Genomic DNA, 21297 nt, shown 5'->3' with positions numbered 1-21297 from the left:
GGCTCATCGTGCGGAACGCGTCCCGACCTCGCCGCACGTCCCACACGGTCGAGGGCAGGGGCTGCAGGGTGCCGGCGCGGAAGTGGACCATCATCTCGGCCATCGCGCTGCGCAGCCGCTCGGGTCCTTGGTCGAGGACGTCGTAGAAGTGGTAGTTGATCTCCGGGTAGTCACCGGCCTCCCGGATGTCGAGCTTGCCCATCTCCAGGAACCAGCCACCCGGACGCACCAACCGCACCGACGCATCCACGAACTCGTTCGCCAACGAGTTCAGCACCACGTCGAAGCCACCGGTCGCAGCCCGGAACTTGTCCTCGAACGCCAGGTCGCGCGACGACGCCAGGTGGTCGTCGTCGATCCCGAGCGAGCGCAGCACGTCCCACTTGGGCTCGCTGGCGGTGGCGTAGACCTCGGCCCCGAGCATGCGGGCCAGCTGGATCGCCGCCATGCCTACGCCGCCGGCGGCGGCGTGGATGAGCACGGTCTGCCCGGCCCGCAGGTTTGCCAGGTCGACCAGACCGTAGTGAGCGGTGAGGAAGACCGCGGGGACGGTGGCCGCGTCCTCGAACGACCAGCCCTGCGGGAAGGTGGTGAGCTTGTCGGCCCGCACCACCGCGACCGGCCCGAAGGCGCCCTCCATCATGCCGGTGACCCGGTCGCCGATCGCGAACCCGGTCACGTCCGGGGCGGTCTCCAGCACCACGCCGGAGGCCTCGCCGCCCATCCAGCCGGTCTTGCCCTGGAACCAGCCCAGCGCACTCAGGCTGTCCAGCACGTCGCGGAAGTTCAGCCCGGCGGCCCGCACCCCGACCCGCACGTGACCGGCCGGCAGTTCCTCGGCGCCCTCGGGCCAGGCGATCAGGTCCAGCGCGTCCAGGCTGCCCTTACGACGGCTGCCCAGACGCCACGGCACTCCGACCGGCGGCAGCAGGCCGTCGCCCGTGCTGAGGGCGGCCAGGCGCGGCGCCCACACCGCCCCCTCGCGCACCGCCAACTGCGGTTCGTCCGCCATGGCCACGGAGGCCAGGTCGGTCGGTTCCGCCGCAGCCGGGTCCAGGTCGAGCAGGACGAAGCGGCCCGGGTTCTCGGACTGCGCGGAGCGCACCAGCCCCCAGACCGCCGCGGCCGCCAGGTCCGGCTGCTCACCGCTCACCGACACCGCACCCCGGGTCACCACCAGCAGACGGGAGGCCGAAGTGCGCTCGTCGGCCAGCCAGTCCTGCAGGCGCCGCAGCACCTGGGCGGTGGTCGAGTGGGTGGCTGCCACCGGGTCGGCCGCCGGGCTCACGGTCAGCCGTACCAGGGCGGGAACCGCGTCGAACTCCGTCAGCTCGACCGGCTCCGGGCCTTCCGCCGTAGCCAGGTCCGGAAGCTTCGTCCAGCTCAGGCGGAACAACGAGTCCCGCGATCCAGACGCGCTCTCGGCCGTCAGCTGACCGGCGCCCACCGAACGCAGGGTGAGGTTCTCGGCCGAGAGCACCGGCTCTCCGCCCGGATCCACTGCCGAGAGCGAGACCGAGTCAGCGCCGGTGCGGGTGAGCCGAACCCGAAGGGCCCGAGCCCCCTGGGCGTGCAGGCAGACCTCCTCCCAGGAGAAAGGAAGACGTACGCCCTCGGCCTGGTCCAGCCCCACGTACGGGATGGCGTGCAGCGCCGCGTCCAGGAGGGCCGGGTGGATCCCGAACGTCGGTCCCTCCGCCTCGGTCTCCGGCAGAACAACGTCCGCGAAGACCTCACCATCGCGCAGCCAGGCCGCCTGCAGCCCCTGGAACAGCTCGCCGTAGTGCAGACCGCCCGCGGCCAACTGCTCGTAGGCGCCTTCGAGGTCGATCGGCTCGGCTCCGGCCGGCGGCCACGCCGTGGCGTCGAAGCCGGCCGTACGCTCGCCCACGGCCAGGCGGCCGGTGGCGTGCTGTGTCCAGGCCGACTCGTCCACCTCGTCCGCGGTCTGCGAGTAGATGCTGACGGTACGGTCACCGGCGTCCGCGGGCGGGCCCACCCAGACCTGCACCGCGACCTGGACGTGCTCGTCCAGGGTCAGCGGGGTCAGCAGGGTCAGCTCTTCCACCCGGTCGCAGCCCACCTGGTCCCCGGCCCGCACGGCCAGGTCGAGGAAGCCCGTGCCCGGGAACAGGACCGTCTCGCCCACCTTGTGACCGGCCAGCCAGGGATGGGTGCGCAGGGACAGCCGCCCGGACAGCAGCACGCCCTGACCGCCGGCCAGGCCCACCGCCGCGCCGAGCACCGGGTGGGCCGTCGCGACCAGGCCCAGCCCGGCCGCGTCACCGGTCGTGGGCAGGGGGGCGCTGGGCCAGTAGGTCTGGTGCTGGAAGGCATAGGTAGGCAGGGTGACCCGCTGACCGGGGAACAGAGCCGCCCAGTCCACCGCCGGCCCGCGCACCCAGAACTCGGCCAGACTGGTCAGCACCCGGTCCCAGCCGTCCTGGTCACGCCGCAACGTGCCACCGGTGACCGCGACCACGTCCGCCTGGTCGATGGTCTCCTGCACGCCCACGGTCAGCACCGGGTGCGAGCTGACCTCCACGAAGGCCCGGAACCGCTCCCCCAGCAACCGCTCCACGGCCGCGAAGAACCCGACCTGGTTACGCAGATTCGCAAACCAGTACTGCGCGTCGAGCTCTGGGCCTTCCAGCCACTCACCCGTCAGGGTCGACAGCATCGGCACCGACACCGGCCGAGGCTCCAGCCCGGCCAGCACCTGCGCCAGCTCGGCCTCCAAGGCGTCGACATGCGCCGAGTGTGAGGCGTAGTTCACCGCAATCATCCGCGCCCGCACACCCTGCGCCGCGTAGTCATCGACCAGCGCCTGCACTGCATCCGGGTCACCAGCGACGACCACCGACCGTGGCCCGTTCACCGCCGCAACCCAAACGCCCTCCGGCACGGTGATCTCAGCCGCCGGCAGTGCCAGAGAGGCCATCGCGCCCTGGCCCGCCAGCGAGCCAGCAATGGCCTTCGACCGCAACGCCACCACCCGAGCACCGTCCTGCAGCGAAAGCGCCCCGGCCACGACAGCGGCCGCGATCTCACCCTGCGAATGCCCCACCACCGCATCCGGCCTCACACCAGCCGATTCCCACACCGCCGCCAACGACACCATCACGGCGAACGAAACCGGCTGAACCACATCCACCCGGTCCAGCGCCTCGCCACCGCGCACCACATCCAGCAACGACCAGTCCACGAACGGCTCCAACGCCGCCGCACACTCAGCCATCCGGGCCGCGAAGACCGGGGACTCATCCAGCAGACGAGCCCCCATACCGACCCACTGCGCCCCCTGCCCCGGGAACACAAAGGCCGTGCGGCCGTCCACATCAGCCACCCCGGAAACGAAACCGGCCGACGAAAGCCGGCCACCAAGGCTCGGGCCCGACTGGATGCCACCCACCGACTGGACGCTTCCACCGAAAGGCCCACCCAGAGCGTCCACAAGCTCCACCGAACCTGCACCGACCGCAACCGCGCGATGCTCGAAAACGGCTCGAGAAGCAGCCAGAGAGAACGCCACATCCACCGGCTCCAGCTCACCGGCAACCTGGGCCAGCCGCTCCGCCTGCCCACCCAGAGCAGCCTCGCTCTTGGCCGACAGAGCCCACGCCACCGCACCCGGCACAGTCGGCCGACCTGCCCGAAGGGCCGGCTGCGGGCCTTCTTCGATCAGGACGTGCGCATTCGTCCCACTGATTCCGAACGAGGAGACACCGGCCCGCCGCGGACGTCCGTCGGTGTCCCACGAAACCTGCTCCTTCAGAGGCGAGACCGCCCCGGTCGACCAGTCCACGTGCGACGAAGGCTCGTCCAGGTGCAGGGTGCGGGGCAGCACCCCGTGGCGCATGGCCTGCACCATCTTGATCACCCCGGCCACTCCCGCGGCGGCCTGAGCGTGCCCGATGTTGGACTTGACCGACCCCAGCCACAACGGCCGTTCCCGGTCCTGCCCATAGGTCGCCAGCAACGCCTGGGCCTCGATCGGGTCACCCAGAGTGGTTCCGGTGCCGTGCCCTTCGACCGCATCCACATCAGCCGGCTGCAGACCGGCCGAAGCCAGTGCCGCCCGGATCACCCGCTGCTGCGACGGCCCGTTCGGAGCGGTCAGCCCGTTCGACGCGCCGTCCTGGTTCACCGCCGAACCCCGGATCACCGCCAGCACCTCATGGCCGTTGCGGCGAGCGTCCGAAAGCCGCTCCAGCACCAGCACACCCACACCCTCGGACCATCCGACTCCGTCGGCCGCGTCCGAGTACGACTTGCACCGGCCGTCCAAGGCCAGCCCGCCCTGGGCGCTGAAATCGATGAACGGCCCCGGTGTGGCCATCACCGTCACCCCGCCGGCCAGCGCCAGGGAGCACTCCCCCGAGCGCAGGGCCTGGGCGGCCAGGTGGATCGCCACCAGCGACGAGGAACAGGCCGTGTCCACGGTCACGGCCGGCCCTTCCAGGCCGAACGCGTACGAGATGCGACCGGTGAGAACACTTCCGGCCGTACCGGTACCGAGGAAGCCCATCGACTCCTCGGGGAAACGCATCCGGCCCGAGGCGTAGTCGTGGTACATCAGCCCGGCGAACACACCGGTCCGGCTGCCCCGCAACGTCGCCGGGTCGATGCCCGCCCGCTCGAACGCCTCCCACGAGGTCTCCAGCAGCAACCGCTGCTGGGGGTCCATCGCCACCGCCTCACGCGGCGAGATCCCGAAGAAACCGGCGTCGAAGTCCCCGGCCTGGTGCAGGAATCCACCCTCGCGCACGTAGCTGGTGCCACGGGCCTCCCGGTCCGGGTCGTACAGGCCGTCCAGGTCCCAGCCCCGCCCGGGCGGGAACGGCGAGATCCCGTCGCCGCCCTCGCTGACCAGACGCCAGAGGTCTTCCGGCGAAGCGACACCGCCGGGGTAGCGGCAGGCCATCGACACCACTGCGATGGGATCGTCCGCCCGTCCGGCCAGCTGCTCCACGGGCGCACCCGGCCCGTCTTCCTGCAGCAGCTCGGACAGCAGGAACTCGGCCAGGGAAAGCGGGTTCGGGTAGTCGAACACCAGCGTCGAGGACACCCGCAGCCCGGTCGCACCGGAGAGCCGGTTGCGCAGTTCCACCGCCGTCAGCGAGTCCAGACCCAGGTCGCGGAATTCCCGGCGAGCCTCCACGGTGTCGGCCGAGACGTGGCCGAGTACCATCGCGACCTCGGTGCGCACCAGGTCCAGCACGATCTCCAGGCGCTCGCCCGGCTCCAGCGGACTCAGACGCTGCAGCAGCGTGCTGACCGCCTGACCGCCGCCCACGGCCGTCCTTCGGCCACCGCGCACGAGACCGCGCACCAACGGCGGCAGGTCGGTCAGGCCCCGGAGCGCGGCCGGGTCCAGCTGGGCGGTCACCAGAACCGCCTCGTCCAGAGCCAGCGCGGTGTCGAACAGGGCCAGACCCTGCTCAGCGCTGATCATCGGCAGGCCGGCGCCCGAGCCGGAGAGCGCGCCGGCCATACCGTCGGCCGCGTCCCAAGGCCCCCACTGCAGGCTGGTGGCGGGCAGACCGGCGGCCCGACGCTGCTGGGCCAAGGCATCGAGGAAAGCGTTGGCGGCCGCGTAGTTTCCCTGCCCAGGCGCGCCGAGCAGGCCGGCCACCGACGAGTACAGCACGAACGCCGTGAGGTCACGGTCGGCGGTCAGCTCGTGCAAGTGCCAGGCGGCGTCCGCCTTGGGCGCCAGCACCGTGTCCAGACGCTCGGACGACTGCGACCCGATCACCCCGTCCTCCAGCACTCCGGCCGCGTGCACCACGGCGGTGATCGGGTGCTGGTCCAAAAGCCCGGCGACAGAGTCACGATCACTCAGGTCGCAGGCCACCACCGCAACCTCGGCGCCCAGGCCGGACAGCTCTGCGCGCAGCGCCTGCGCCCCGGGAGCGTCCGGTCCCCTCCGACTGGCCAGCACCAGCCGGCGCAGCCCACGTTCGGTGACCAGGTGCCGGGCCAGCACAGCACCCAGTCCCCCCGTACCACCGGTGATCAGCACGCAGGCTTCGCTGTCCCAGGCCGGGGCCGGAGGCCGGGCGACCACCCGGACCAGACGCGGCACCAGAACCTCGCCTGCCCGCAGCGCGATCTGGGGTTCACCGGTCTCGAGAACGGCCGCCGGGATCACGCCGTGACCTTCGACCAGGACGAACCGGCCCGGGTTCTCCGACTGCGCCGACCGCACCAGGCCCTGCACCGCGGCCACGCCCGGGTCGCTCACCGCGTCCGCGGTCCGGATCACCAGCCGGGAAGCGGCGTAGCGCTCGTCGGCGATCCACTCCTGGAGCATCCTGAGGACGTGCGTGGTCAGCTCGCGCACTCGGGTGAGCGGTTCGCTCGCAACGGTTTCGGGCAATTGCCAGAGGACGACCGGGGGCACCGGATCGAGGGACGTCGGCGAGCCGTCGGGGTCGAGAAGAACGGCTTCCATCGGGGTCTCGGAGATGTTGGGAAGGGTCTTCCACTCCAGCCGGAAGACGGAGTCCCGGCCACCGGCGTGGTCCGGGCGGGCTGCGCCGAGCCGGTCGGCCGGCACCGAGCGGAACGCCAGTTCCCGCACGTCGAGCACCGGGGCGCTCTGGCCGTCGACGGCGGTGATCGCGATGCTTTCGGGGCCGGTGCGGGTCAGGCGCACCCGCAGCGTGGTGGCCCCGGCCGCCCGCAGGTCGAGCCCGGACCAGGAGTAGGGCAGGCGCACGCCCTCGTCCCCGGCGCCCAGGTCGAGGAAGGTGCTGGCGTGCAGGGCGGCATCCAGCAGGGCCGGGTGCAGTCCGAACTGCCCGGCACTGCTCTCGTCCGGCAGCTGCACCTCGGCGAACACGTCCTCGCCACGGCGCCAGGCCGCGTGCAGGCCCTGGAACAGCGGGCCGTAGCCGAAGCCCTGCCCGGCCAGCTGCTCGTACAGGCCGTCCAGGTTCACCGCTTCCGCACCGACCGGAGGCCACTCGGCCAGCTCGGTCAGCGCCGCGGCGCCGCCCCCAGGGCTCAGGAGCCCGGTGGCGTGCCGGGTCCAGGGCTCGTCGTCGGAGGCCTCGGCCGACCGGGTGTAGATGTCCACGGTGCGCCGGCCCAGCTCGTCGGCCTCGTCCAACCGGACCTGCAGCGACAGGGCGCCGGTTGGGTCGAGCACCAGCGGCGTGGTCAGCGACAGGTCCTCCAGGTGGTCGCAGCCCACCTGGTCCCCGGCCCGCACCGCGAGTTCCACGAATCCGGTGCCGGGGAAGAGCACCACGTCGCCGACCGCGTGGTCGGCCAGCCACGGGTGGCTGCTCAGCGACAGGCGTCCGGTGAGCAGCAGTTCGGAAGTGCCGGCGACGCCGACCTCGGCCCCGAGCAGCGGGTGCTCGGCGCTGCGCAGACCGGCGGCGGCAACGTTGCCGGGCCGCTGCGTCGGCACCGACCAGTAGCGCTCGGACTGGAAGGCGTAGGTGGGCAGGGCGATGCGCCGGCCGTCGGGCAGCAGGGGCTGCCAGTCCACCGCGATACCGCGCACGTGCAGCCGGGCCAGTGCCTCGGTCGCGGCCTCGACCTCGTCCCGGTCGGCGCGCAGCATCGGCACGGCCGACTCGGGCCGGATCTCCTCGATCATGGCCGCGGCCGTCCCGCCGGGCCCGATCTCCAGGAACGTGCCGGCCGGGCAGTCGGTCACCGCGTCGGCGAAGCGCACCGGGGCGGTGACGTGCCGCACCCAGTAGTCCGGGTCGTCCAGCCGGGCCCCGGCCTCCACCGTGGAGTGCACCGGGATCTGGGCGGGCCGGAAGTCCAGGCCGCGCACGGTCTCGGCGAACCGGGCCAGCATCGGGCGCATCAGCGGCGAGTGGAAGGCGTGGGAAACGTTCAGCCGCTTGCTCTTGGCGAAGTTCGCGGCGATCCGGAGCACCGTCTGCTCGTCGCCGGACAGCACGACCGACTGCGGTCCGTTCACCGCCGCGATCGAGACCTCGTCTTCGTGGCCGGCCAGGTGCGCGAGGACGTCCGTCTCCGAGGCCTGGACCGCCACCATGGCGCCCCCGGAGGGGAGCTCCTGCATCAGGGCGGCCCGGGCCCGGACCAGGGTGCAGGCGTCGGCGAGGGAGAGCACACCGGCCGCGTGGGCGGCCGCGATCTCGCCGATCGAGTGCCCGATCAGCGTCTCGGCCTGCACACCCCACGACTGGGCCAGCCGGAACAGGGCCACCTGCAGCGCGAACAGGGCCGGCTGGGCGTTACCGGTGCGCTCCAGCGGCCCGGTCACCACCTCGTCCAGAGGCAGGCCCAGGGCCTGGGCCACCTCGTCCCAGGCGGCGGCGAACACGCCGAAGCGCTGGTACAGCTCTCGGCCCATGCCGGTGTGCTGGGTGCCCTGGCCGGAGAAGACCACGGTCAGGCCACCACCGGTGTCGGAACGGCTGCCCTGCACCAGCCCGAGCGCGGAGCGGCCCTGCGCCAGCGCGGTCAGCCCCGCCGACAGGTCGGCGGCGTCGCGGACCAGGAGCACGGCCCGGTGCTCGAACACCGAGCGGGCCTTGACGCTCGACCAGGACAGGTCGGTGCGCGAAGTCTCGGTGTTGATCAGGAAGTCGCTCAGACGGGCGGCCTGGGCCCCCAGGGCCGCAGCGGTGCGGCCGGAGACCAGCACCGGAACCGGGTGCGGCAGGTCGGGCTGCGGTTCCGGGACCGGCTCCTTACGGTCGGGGGCCTCTTCCAGAACCAGGTGGGCGTTGGTGCCGCTGATCCCGAACGAGGAGACCCCGGCCCGGCGCGGATGACCGTTCTGCTCCCAGGGCACCGGCTGGGTGAGCAACTGGACGTCGCCGCCGGCCCAGTCGATGTGCTCGGACGGGTTCTCGGCGTGCAGGGTCTGCGGCAGCTGGTTGTGCTGCAGGGCCAGCACCATCTTGATCACACCGGCCACACCCGCAGCCAGCTGCGTGTGCCCCAGGTTGGACTTGACCGACCCCAGCCACAGCGGACGTTCCCGTTCCTGGCCGTAGGTGGCCAGCAGCGCGTGAGCCTCGATGGGATCGCCGAGCGTGGTGCCCGTGCCGTGCGCCTCCACCGCGTCCACATCGGCCGGGGAGAGTCCGGCTGCGGCCAGGGCCCGGCGGATCACCCGCTGCTGCGAGGGCCCGTTCGGGGCGGTCAGGCCGTTCGAGGCACCGTCCTGGTTGACCGCGGACCCCTTGATCACTGCGAGCACGTCGTGCCCGTTGCGACGGGCGTCCGAGAGCCGTTCCAGCAGAACCAGGCCGACCCCCTCGGACCAGCCGGTGCCGTCCGCCTCGGCCCCGAAGGCCTTGCACCGGCCGTCGGCGGCCAGCCCGCCCTGGGCGTCGAACTCGCTGAACGCGGCCGGGGTGGCCATCACGCTGACGCCACCGGCCAGGGCCAGGGAGCACTCCCCCGAGCGCAGCGACTGGGCGGCCAGGTGGATGGTGACCAGCGACGATGAGCAGGCGGTGTCGACGGTGACGGCCGGGCCCTCGAGGCCGAACGTGTACGACAGCCGACCGGAGGCGATGCTGGTGAGCTGACCCGTCATCACGTGTCCGCGGGCCTCGGGCGAGGCCGCGTAACCGGAAGATGCCGCGCCCACGAACACGCCGGTCTCGCTGCCGCGCAGCTCGGCCGGCACGATACCGGCGCGCTCCAGCGTCTCCCAGGCGGTCTCCAGCAGCAGACGCTGCTGAGGGTCCATGGCCAGGGCCTCACGTGGAGAGATGCCGAAGAACGCAGCATCGAAGTTCGGCGCACCGTAGAGGAATCCACCGGCGGCGTCCTGGTCCAGTGCCGCCCAGCCGCGGTCGCGGGGCAGGCCGGAGACCGCGTCCCGCCCTTCGGCCAGCAGCTGCCAGAAGTCCTCGGGCGAGCTGACCTCGCCGGGGAAGCGGCAGGCCATCGAGACGATGACGATCGGGTCGTCGGCGTCGGAGCTGCGGGGCGCGACCGCGCCCGGGCCGCTCGGGCTGGTCGTGGTGCCGGCCAGTTCACCGAGCAGGTACTGGGCCGCGGCGCCGGGGGTCGGGTAGTCGAACACCAGCGTGGAGGGCAGACGCAGCCCGGTGGCCGAACCCAGCCGGTTACGCAGCTCGATCGCGGTGAGCGAGTCGAAGCCCAGCTCGCGGAACTCGCGGCGCAGGTCGATCTGCTCGGCCGAGGCGTGACCCAGCACCGCAGCGGCCTGGGTGCGCACCACGTCGGTGAGCAGCTTCAGCTGCTCGGCCGTGGCGAGACCGGACAGTTGCGCGGCGAGCCCGTTCAGGTCGGAAGTGACGGCCACGGCCGAGCGACGGCTGCCCCGCACCAAGCCGCGCCACAGCGGTGCCACCCGGCCCCGGCCCAGAGCCTTCAGGTCGGCGGGCACCGGGGCCACCAACGGCTCGTCCGAACCGATGGCCACGTCGAACAGGGCCATGCCCTGCTCGGTGCTGATCGCCGGCATCCCGGCCGCGGCCATCCGCTCCAGACCCGACCCGGTGACCACACTCGTCATTTCGCTGGTCTGTTCCCACAGCCCCCAGGCCAGGGACAGACCGGGCAGACCACTGGCGCGGCGCCGGGTCATCAGGGCATCGAGCCAGGTGTTGGCCGCGGCGTAATTGGCCTGGCCGGGGGTGCCGATCAGGCCGGTGAAAGAGGAGAACACTACGAACGCGGCCAGATCCGCATCCTGGGTCAGCTCGTGCAGGTTCCAGGCAGCGTCCACCTTCGGCCGCAGCACCGCCGAAAGCTGTTGCGGGGTGAGGCCGGAGACCACACCGTCGTCCAGGACGCCCGCGGTGTGGATCACGGCCGTGAGCGGGTGCCGCGGGTCCACGCCTTCGATCAGGGCTTCAGCCTGGTCCCGGTCGGCCACGTCGGCCGCTACCACGCTGACCTGGGCGCCGCCGGCCTCGAGGTCGCGCACGAGGTCGGTTGCCCCGGGTGCGTCCAGACCGCGACGGCTGGTCAGCAACAGGTGCCGCACGCCGCGGGTGGCCACCAGGTGCCGGGCCAGTTCGCCGCCCAGGGTCCCGGTGCCGCCCGTGATCAGGACGGTGCCGTCGGCGTCCCAGCCCGTCGGGATGCTGAGCACGATCTTGCCGGTGTGTTTGGCCTGGCTCATCGTCCGGAACGCGTCGCGGCCTCGCCGCACGTCCCACACCGTCGAGGGCAGCGGGTGCAGCGCGCGTCGGCCGAACAGGTCCATCAGCACGCCGAGCAGGTGGTGCAGGTGCTCCGGGCCCGGGTCGAGCACGTCGTAGAAGTGGTAGTTGATCTCCGGGTAGTCACCGGCCTCCCGGATGTCGAGCTTGCCCATCTCCAGGAACCAGCCACCCGGACGCACCAACCGCACCGACGCATCCACGAACTCGTTGGCCAGCGAGTTCAGCACCACGTCGAAACTGCCCGCCGTGGAATGGAACTTCTCCTCGAACGCCAGATCCCGCGACGACGCCAGATGCTCGTCGTCGATACCCAGCGACCGCAGCACGTCCCACTTCGGCTCACTCGCCGTCGCGTAGACCTCGGCGCCCAGCATCCGGGCCAGCTGGATCGCCGCCATGCCCACACCGCCCGCGGCGGCGTGGATCAGGACCTTCTGCCCGGCGCGCAGGTCGGCCAGGTCGACCAGGCCGTAGTAGGCGGTCAGGAACACCACCGGAATGGTGGCCGCGTCCTCGAAGGACCAGTCCTCCGGGAAGGTGCTCAGGGCCATCGCGGGCACGTCGGCGACCGGCCCGAAGGAGCCGTTGAACATGCCGGTGACCCGGTCACCGATCTCGAAGTCGGTCACGTCGGCGGCCTTGTCGAGCACCACCCCGGCCGCTTCGCCGCCCATCCACCCGGTCTTGCCCTGGAACCAGCCCAGGGCGCTCAGGCTGTCCAGCAGGTCGCGGAAGTTCAGGCCGGCCGCGCGCACGCCCACCCGCACGTGCCCGGCCGGGATCTCGCCGGCACCCTCGGGCCAGGCGATCAGGTCCAGCGCGTCCAGACTGCCCTTACGACGGCTGCCCAGACGCCAGGGCACCCCCACCGGCGGCACCAGACCGTCGCCGGAGCTGAGCGTGGCCAGCCGGGGCGCCCAGACCACGCCGTCGCGCACCGCCAGCTGCGGCTCGCTGTAGCCGGTCAGACCGGCCGGAACCCGGAGCGCAGCATCAGGTTCCAGGTCGAGCAGGAGCAGCCGGTCCGGGTTCTCGGACTGCGCCGAGCGCACCAGACCCCAGACCGCCGCACCCGCCGGATCCGGCTCTTCGCCCGCGACCGAGACCGCGCCGCGCGTCACCACCACCAGGCGCGCGGCCGAGGTGCGCTCGTCGGCCAGCCACTCCTGCACCCGGCCCAGCACCAGCGCGGTGAGTTCATGCGCTTCGGCCACCGGGTTCTCACCGGTGGAGCGCGCTTCGAGCCCCACCAGGTCCGTCACGGTCGGCAGAGCAGCCAGATCACCAGTCAGGAAGGGGATCTCGTCGGTGGCGCCGCCCGGGTCGGGCAGCGCTGTCCAGGCCAGCCGGAACAGGGCATCGCGAGTGGCCGTGGCACCGTCGGCCGCGAGCTGGCCGGGCGAGACCGCCCGCAGCGTGAGCGAACCGGCCGAGAAGACCGGCTCCCCGGCTCCGTCCACGGCGGCCACGGAGACCGTCTCCGGCCCGGTGCGCACCAGCCGCACCCGCAGCGCGCTCGCGCCCCGCGCATTCAGGCAGACCTCTCCCCAGGAGAACGGCAGACGGTTGCCCTCGGCCGCGTCCAGGCCCACGTAGGGGATGGCGTGCAGCGCGGCGTCGAGCAGGGCCGGGTGCAGGCCGAAGGCCTCAGGTTCGGCCTCGGGCAGCGCGACCTCGGCGAAGACCTCTTCTCCCCGCTGCCAGACCGCGCGCAGGCCCCGGAAGAGCCCGTCGTACTCCAGACCCCCGGCGGCCAGGCGCTCGTAGCCGCCCTCCACCTCGAGCGCCTCGGCGCCGGTCGGTGGCCAGACCGCGGCATCGAAATCGGCCGTGCGCTCCCCCACCGCCAGCAGACCGGTCGCATGCTGCACCCACGGCTCGTCGTGGCCGTCCTCGGCCGGACGGGAGTAAATGTCCAGGGTGCGGCGGCCGCCCTCGTCCGGGCCGCCCACCACCACCTGGAGCATGCGCGCGTCCTGCCCAGCCAGCACCAGGGGCGTGGTGAGCACCAGCTCTTCGACGCGGTCGCAGCCGACCTGGTCCCCAGCCCGTACCGCCAGCTCCAGGAAGCCGGTGCCCGGGAACAGCACCGTGCCGCCCACCACGTGCCCGGCCAGCCAAGGATGGCTCGACACCGACACCCGTCCGGACAGCAGCACGCCCTGGCCACCGGCCAGGCCGACCGCGGCCCCGAGCAGCGGGTGGGCCGTCGGGATCAGGCCCAGGCCCCCGGCGTCGCCGGTGGCGGCCGGAGCCGGCTGCGGCCAGTAGCGCTCGTGCTGGAAGGCGTAGGTGGGCAGGGCGACCCGGCGCCCGGGCAGCAGCGCCGCCCAGTCGACCGCCACGCCGCGCACCCAGACCTCGGCCAGGCTGCTCAGCACCCGGTCCCAGCCACCCTGATCCCGCCGCAGGGTGCCCCCGGTGACCGCGACGACGTCCGCCTCGTCGATCGTCTCCTGCATTCCGACGGTGAGCACCGGGTGCGAGCTGACCTCGACGAAGGCCCGGAAGCGCTCGCTCAGCAGCCGCTGCACCCCGGTGTGGAAGGCGACCGGGTTACGCAGGTTGGCGAACCAGTAGCCGGCGTCGAGCTCGGGGCCCTCCAGCCACTCACCGGTCAGGGTGGACAGCATCGGCACGGTCAGGGTCTGCGGCGACAGACCGGCCAGCAGCTGCGCCAGCTCGGCCTCCAGCGCGTCGACGTGCGCCGAGTGCGAGGCGTAGTCCACCGCGATCATCCGGGCCCGGGCCCCGGCCGCGATCTGCTCCTGCACCAGGGCCCGCACCGCAGCCGGTTCTCCGGCGACGACCACCGATCGCGGCCCGTTCACCGCCGCGACCGAAACGCCCTCGGGGACGGCGATCTGCTCCAGAGGCAGGGCGATGGAGGCCATCGCACCCCGCCCGGCCAGGCGACCGGCGATGGCCTGACTGCGCCGGGCCACCACCCGGGCGCCCTCGGCCAGGGTCAGGGCCCCGGCGACCACCGCGGCCGCGATCTCCCCCTGCGAGTGCCCGATCACCGCATCCGGTTTCACCCCGGCGGCTTCCCAGATCGCGGCCAGCGAGACCATCACCGCGAACGAGGCGGGCTGGACCACGTCCACCCGGTCCAGATCGCCGTCGCGCACCACGTCCAGCAGCGACCAGTCCACGAACGGCTGCAGCACGGCGGCGCACTCGGCCATCCGCGCGGCGAACACGGGCGACTCCTGCAGCAGCCGGGCGCCCATGCCCACCCACTGCGCCCCCTGGCCGGGGAACACGAACACGGTCTTGCCCTCGACGTCGGCGACCCCGCTGATGCCGCCGAGGTTGCCGGCCAGGGCCTGCCGGTCAGCGCCCACGGCGACCGCACGGTGCTCGAACACGGCACGGGACGAGGCCAGGGAGAAGGCTACGTCCTGAGCATCCAGCTCGGCGGTGGCCTCGGTCAGGCGCTCGTGCTGCTGCTGGAGGGCCTGCTCTCCACGCCCGGACACCACCCAGGCCAGGGCGGCCGGAGCCGGCCTGTCCAGCGGTTCGGGCAGTGGTTCGCCCTGCTCCAGGATGACGTGCGCGTTGGTGCCGCTGATCCCGAACGAGGACACCCCGGCCCGGCGCGGCCGGCCGGCCTCGGTCCACGGCGTGCTCTCGGTCAGCGGTGCGACCGCGCCCGCGCTCCAGTCGACGTGGGTGGAGGGCTCCTCCAGGTGCAGGGTGCGGGGCAGCACGCCGTGGCGCATCGCCTGGATCATCTTGATCACGCCGGCCACCCCGGCCGCGGCCTGGGTGTGGCCGATGTTCGACTTGATCGAGCCCAGCCACAACGGCCGTTCCCGATCCTGCCCATACGTTGCCAGCAGCGCCTGGGCCTCGATCGGGTCGCCCAGAGTCGTTCCGGTGCCGTGCCCCTCGACCGCGTCCACCTCGGCGGGCTGCAGCCCGGCGGCGGCCAGGGCCTGCCGGATCACCCGCTGCTGGGAGGGACCGTTGGGGGCGGTCAGCCCGTTCGAGGCACCGTCCTGGTTGACCGCCGAACCGCGGACCACCGCGAGGACCTCGTGACCGTTCCGGCGGGCGTCCGAAAGCCGTTCCAGCAGAATCAGACCGACGCCCTCGGACCAGCCGATGCCGTCGGCCGCGTCGGAGAACGGCTTGCAGCGGGCGTCCGCGGCGAGCCCGCCCTGGGCGCTGAAGTCGATGAAGGCGCCCGGCTGGGACATCACCGTGACGCCCCCGGCCAGGGCCAGCGAGCACTCGCCGGAGCGCAGGGCCTGCGCGGCCAGGTGGATCGCGACCAGTGAGGACGAGCACGCGGTGTCGACCGTGACGGCCGGGCCCTCCAGGCCGAAGGTGTAGGAGACCCGGCCGGTGAGCACGCTGGCCGAGGTGCCGGTGCCGAGGAAGCTCATCGACTCGGCCGGGAACTGCACCCGGCCGGAGCCGTAGTCGTGGTACATCAGGCCGGAGAACACCCCGGTGCGGCTGCCCCGCAACGATTTCGGGTCGATCCCGGCCCGCTCGAACGTCTCCCAGGCGGTCTCCAGCAGCAACCGCTGCTGCGGGTCCATCGCCACCGCCTCGCGCGGCGAGATCCCGAAGAAGCCGGCGTCGAACTCGGCCGCTCCCCGCAGGAATCCGCCCTCGCGTACGTAACTGGTGCCGCGGGACTGACGGTCCGGGTCGTACAGCCGCTCCAGGTCCCAGCCGCGGTCGTCCGGGAACGCCGCGATCCCGTCGCCGCCCTCGCTGACCAGACGCCACAGGTCCTCGGGCGAGGAGACCGCGCCCGGGTAGCGGCAGGCCATCGAGACCACCACGATCGGGTCGTCCTGAGCCTGCTGGCCGGGCCGGCCGGTCTGGACGGTCTCGGCCTGCTGGTCCTCGTCGAGCAGTTCGGCCAGCAGGAACTCGGCCAGCACCCAGGGCGTGGGGTAGTCGAAGACCAGCGTGGAGGGCAGGCGCAGACCGGTCGCGGAGGACAGGCGGTTTCGCAGTTCGACCGCGGTGAGCGAGTCCAGCCCCAGCTCGCGGAACTCGCGACGGGGCTCCACGGTGTCCGCCGAGACGTGGCCGAGCACCATGCCGACCTCGGTGCGCACCAGGTCGAGGACGGCCTCCAGACGCTCGCCGGCGCCCAGGGCGGAGAGCCTGTGCAACAGCGAGTCGGTGGCCCGGTACCCGCCCACGGCGGTGCGGCGGCTTCCCCGCACCAGAGCGCGCAGCATCGGTGAGACCACGCCCTGCGAGCGCAGCGCGGCCAGGTCGAGCCGGACCGGGGCGACGACCGGGTGGTCCAGGCCGAGGGCGGCGTCGAACAGGGCCAGACCGAACTCGGCGCTGATCGGGGGCGTGCCGGCCGTGTTCAGCCGGTCCACCTCGGCATCCGAGAGTCCGCTGGTCATACCGATTTCCGGGCTCCAGGGGCCCCAGGCCAGGGAGAGGCCGGGCAGCCCGGCCGCCGCGCGGGTCTGGGCCAGACCGTCGAGCCAGGCGTTGGCGGCGGCGTAGTTGGCCTGCCCGGTGCCGCCGGTGGTGCCGGCGATCGACGAATAGAGGACGAATGCGGTCAGGTTCCGGTCCCGGGTCAGCTCGTGCAGGTGCCAGGCGGCATCGACCTTGGGACGCAGCGTGATGTCCAGTCGCTGCGGGGTCAGGGCGGCCAGCACCCCGTCGTCCAGCACCCCGGCGGTGTGGACGACCGCGGTCACCGGGTGCTCCGCCAGCAGGGCGGCCACCGCCTCGCGGTCGGCCAGGTCACAGGCCACCAGGGTGACGTCCGCCCCGAGCGCGGCCAGGTCCGCGCGCAGGGAGTCGGCGCCGGGCGCCTGGGGGCCGCGGCGGCTGGTCAGGACCAGGTTGCGAACGCCGTGACGGGCCACCAGATGACGGGCGAGCAGGCTTCCCAGCCCACCGGTACCACCGGTGATCAGGACCTGGGAGTCACTGGGCCAGGCGGCTGCGGCGGTGTCCGGCTGCTCGGCACGGGCCAGACGGGGAACCAGGACCTCGTCCCCGCGCAGTGCGATCTGCGGCTCGCCCAGCGCGAGCAGCCCTGGAAGACGGTCACCCAGGTCAGCGTCGTCCTCGGCGTCCGTGTCGACGCCGATGCCGGTTTCGGTGTCTGTTTCGGCGTCGGTTTCGGTGTCGATCAGGACGATGCGTCCGGGATGTTCGGACTGCGCCGACCGCACCAGCCCCCACACCGCGCTCGCCGCCAGGCCGGCCGGTGCCTCTCCGGCGGACACGCCCAGCGCACCCTGGGTGATCAGCACCAGGGTGGAGTCGGCGTAACGCTCATCGCCCAGCCAGGTCTGAAGCAGCGCCAGAGCCTGGCCGGACAGCTCGTGCGCAGCCTCGGGCCCGGCCGGACCGGTCGCCAACCGCACGGTCACCACCGCCGGAACCCGTTCGAGGGCAGCAAGTTCGCCCAGAGCACCCGGCTCGCCCGGGCCGGGCCGGTCCACTGAGGCGCCCAGGGCATCGGACAGACGCAGCACGTCGAGCTCACCCGAGCCGGTGACCGTGTTGGCGACTGTGGCGGGCATCCAGCTCAGCCGGAACAGCGAAGAGCGGGTGGCGCTGCGGGCGGCCAGCACCTCGCCGGTGGCCAGCGGCCGCAGCACCAGCGAGCCGGCCGAGAAGACCGGCGCACCCTCGGTGTCGACTGCGGTGACCGAGACCGACTCCGGGCCGGTGCGGGCCAGCCGCACCCGCAGCACCGACGCTCCGGCGGCGTGCAGTCGCACCTGCGACCAGGCGAACGGCACGCGCCCGCCCTCGACCTCGTCCAGCCCGGCCAGCGGGCAGGGGTGCAGGGCGGCGTCGAGCAGGGCGGGGTGCACACCGTAGGAGCCGGCGTCGGTGACGCTCTCGGGCAGGGCGATCTCGGCGAAGACCTCGCCCTGGTGCTGCCAGACCGCCCGGGCGGCGCGGAAGATCGGCCCGTAAACGAATCCGCCCTCGCTCAGCCGCTCGTACACGCCCTCGGGGTCGATCGCGGTGGCCCCGGCCGGCGGCCAGACCGAGGCGTCGAACGAGGACACGCCGGCCCCACTGGTCAGGACGCCGGAGGCGTGCTGCGTCCAGGGTTCGTCGTCGGTCGCCAGCAACCGGCGGGCGTAGATGCCCACTGTGCGGCGGCCGCTGCCGTCGGCCTCTCCCACCGCGATCTGCACTGCCATCGTGTCGTCCTCGCCGAGCACCAGCGGCGCGGCCAGGGTGAGTTCCTCAACGGTGTCGCAGCCCACCTGGTCGCCGGCCCGGACCGCCAGTTCCAGGAAGCCGGTGCCGGGGAAGAGCACCAGGCCGGCGACCTCGTGGTCGGCCAGCCAGGAATGGGTCCGCAGCGACAACCGGCCGGTCAGCAGCACCCCGCCGGAGTCGGCCAGGGAGGTCGCGGCGCCGAGCAGCGGGTGCCCGGCGGCGGTCTGCCCGAGCCCGCCGACGTCTGCGACCCGCATCCCGGAGGGCCAGTACGACTCGCGCTGGAAGGCGTACGTGGGCAGGTTCAGCACCTGAGCCGCGCTGCCGGCGTAGAAGGCGGCCCAGTCCGGGCGGATGCCCGCCACGTGCAGCCGGGCCAGGGCCTGGATCGCCGAGGACGGCTCGTCCTGGTCCGCCCGCAGAACCGGCACAGTGACCGCCGACTCGCGCAGCCCGGCGACCATCGCACTGGTCACCCCGTCCGGGCCGATCTCCAGGAAGGTGCCCGCCTCGACCCGCTCGACCGCGCTCTGGAACCGGACCGGGGCGCTGACGTGGCGCACCCAGTAGTCAGGTGTGGCCGGATCGGCGCCGTCCTCGACCGTGGAGGCGATCTGGATCTGCGGCTCACCGAACTGCAGGCCCGCCACCACGGCGGCGAACTCGTCCAGCATCGGTGCCATCAGCGGTGAGTGGAAGGCGTGCGAGACCCTCAGTCGGCGGGTCTTGGTGAAACGGGCGGCCAGATCGAGCACCACGGCCTCGTCACCGGAGAGCACGAGCGAGGACGGCCCGTTCACCGCGGCGATGGAAACCCGGTCCTCGAGTCCGGCCAGCAGCGGCAGCACGTCCTGCTCGGCGGCCTGCACCGCGACCATGGCGCCGCCGTCCGGCAACGCGTCCATCAGCCGGGCCCGGGCCGCCACCAGGCGGCAGGCGTCCTCCAGCGAGAAGATCCCGGCCACGTGGGCCGCGGCGATCTCGCCCACCGAGTGACCGATGAGCACGTCCGGGTGCAGACCCCAGGACTCGGCCAGCCGGAAAAGCGCCACCTGCAGGGCGAAAAGGGCGGGCTGGGCGTCACCGGTGCGGGTCAGGTCACCGGCCAGGGTCTCGGCCAGCGGACGGGCCAGCAGCGGATCCAGCTGCGCGGCCACCTCGTCCCAGGCCGCGGCGAAGACCGGGAATCGTTGATGGAGCTCACGCCCCATGCCCGGGCGCTGCGCCCCCTGGCCGGAGAAGACGAAGGCCAGGCCGTCGCCCGAGCCCTGACCGCGCACCACCCGGGGGTCGGCCTCCCCGGCCGCCAGGGCACGCAGAACGCCGACCAGATCGCCGGTCGCGGCGGTGAGCACGGCGGCACGGTGCTCGAAGGAGGTGCGCGTAGTGGCCGTCGAACGGGCGACGTCCAGCGCCCTGACTGTGTCGTTCTGGTCGATCCAGTCGGCGAGCTGGGCGGCCTGGGCCCGTAAGGCGGACTCGGAACGGCCCGAGACCAGGACCGCTGCGGGCTCATGGGTCGGCGACGGCCTGTTATCGGCTGGCGCGTCCAGGGTGGTGGCAGGGGCCTGTTCGAGGATCAGGTGGGCGTTGGTGCCGCTGATACCGAAGGAGGAGACCCCGGCCCGGCGCGGGTGCCCGTTCTCGGTCCATTCCCGGGCCTCGGCCAGCAGTTCGACCGAGCCGGCACTCCAGTCCACGTGGGTGGTGGGCGCGTCGACGTTGAGCGTGCGCGGCAGCGTGCCGGCCCGCATCGCCATCACCATCTTGATGATCCCGGCGACCCCGGCCGCGGCCTGGGTGTGGCCGATGTTCGACTTCAGCGAGCCCAGCCAGAGCGGGTTCTCGCGGTCCTGGCCATAGGTGGCCAGCAGGGCCTGGGCCTCGATCGGGTCACCCAGCGTGGTGCCGGTGCCGTGCCCCTCGACCGCGTCCACCTCGGCCGGGGACAGTCCGGCCGAGGCCAGGGCGGCCCGGATCACCCGCTGCTGGGAAGGGCCGTTCGGGGCGGTCAGGCCGTTGGAGGCGCCGTCCTGGTTCACCGCCGAACCACGGATCACGGCCAGCACCGGATGCCCGTTGCGCCGGGCGTCGGACAGCTTCTCCAGCATCAGGACACCGGCGCCCTCGGCCCAGCTGACGCCGTCGGCCGCCTCGGCGAACGACTTGCACCGCCCGTCCGGGGCCAGTCCGCCCTGGGCGCTGAACCCGAGGAAGGGCCCGGGCGTGGCCATCACGGTGACCCCGCCGGCCAGGGCCAGGGTGCACTCGCCCGAGCGCAGGGCCTGGGCGGCCAGGTGCACGGCCACCAGCGAGGAGGAACACGCGGTGTCCAGGGTGAGGGTGGGCCCTTCCAGGCCGAGGGTGTACGAGACCCGGCCGGACAGCACGCTGCCGGCGGTGCCGGTACTGATGAAACTCATCGACTCGGGCGGGAAGTCGAACCGGCTGGAGGCGTAGTCGTGGTACATCAGGCCGGCGAAGACACCGGTGCGGCTGCCGCGCAGCGAGTCCCCGTCGATCCCGGCCCGCTCGACCGCCTCCCACACGGTCTCCAGCAGGATCCGCTGCTGCGGGTCCATCGCCAGCGCCTCGCGCGGCGAGATGCCGAAGAAAGCGGCGTCGAAACGGTCCGCCTCGTAGAGGAATCCGCCGGCGCTGGTGGCGCTGGCCCGGCCCTGGGCGGCGTCCTCACCGGAACCGCGCAGGGCGTCCAGGTCCCAGCCGCGGCCGGTCGGGAAGTCGCCGATTCCCTCCCGGCCGGAATCGACGAGCTGCCAGAGATCTTCGGGAGAAGCCACGCCACCGGGGTAGCGGCAGGCCATCGAGACGATGGCGATCGGCTCGTGCCGGCCGGACTCCACCTCTTCCAGTCGCTGCCGAGTCTGCCGAAGATCCGAGGTGACCCACTTGAGGTACTCGACGAGCTTCTGGTCTTCGGACATGCAGGCCACTC

Annotated in this window: 1 protein-coding gene (cut by a window edge); it reads right to left on the bottom strand. The window is 72.7% G+C overall.

What is annotated here, in order from left to right; all coding sequences use genetic code 11:
* Positions 1–21286: the 5' portion of a type I polyketide synthase gene (locus LWF15_RS11825; protein ID WP_232810500.1), read on the bottom strand. Its footprint begins 26636 nt before the window's first position; the window shows 21286 of its 47922 coding nt (coding positions 1–21286); it begins with the start codon at positions 21284–21286; its stop codon lies beyond the left edge, outside the window.
* Positions 21287–21297 lie beyond the last annotated feature (11 nt).

Origin of the sequence: Kineosporia rhizophila (assembly GCF_021277265.1) — a bacterium.
Classification (GTDB): domain Bacteria; phylum Actinomycetota; class Actinomycetes; order Actinomycetales; family Kineosporiaceae; genus Kineosporia; species Kineosporia rhizophila.
Note: the sequence above shows the minus strand (reverse complement) of the source record. Positions and strands in the feature narration are given on the sequence as shown.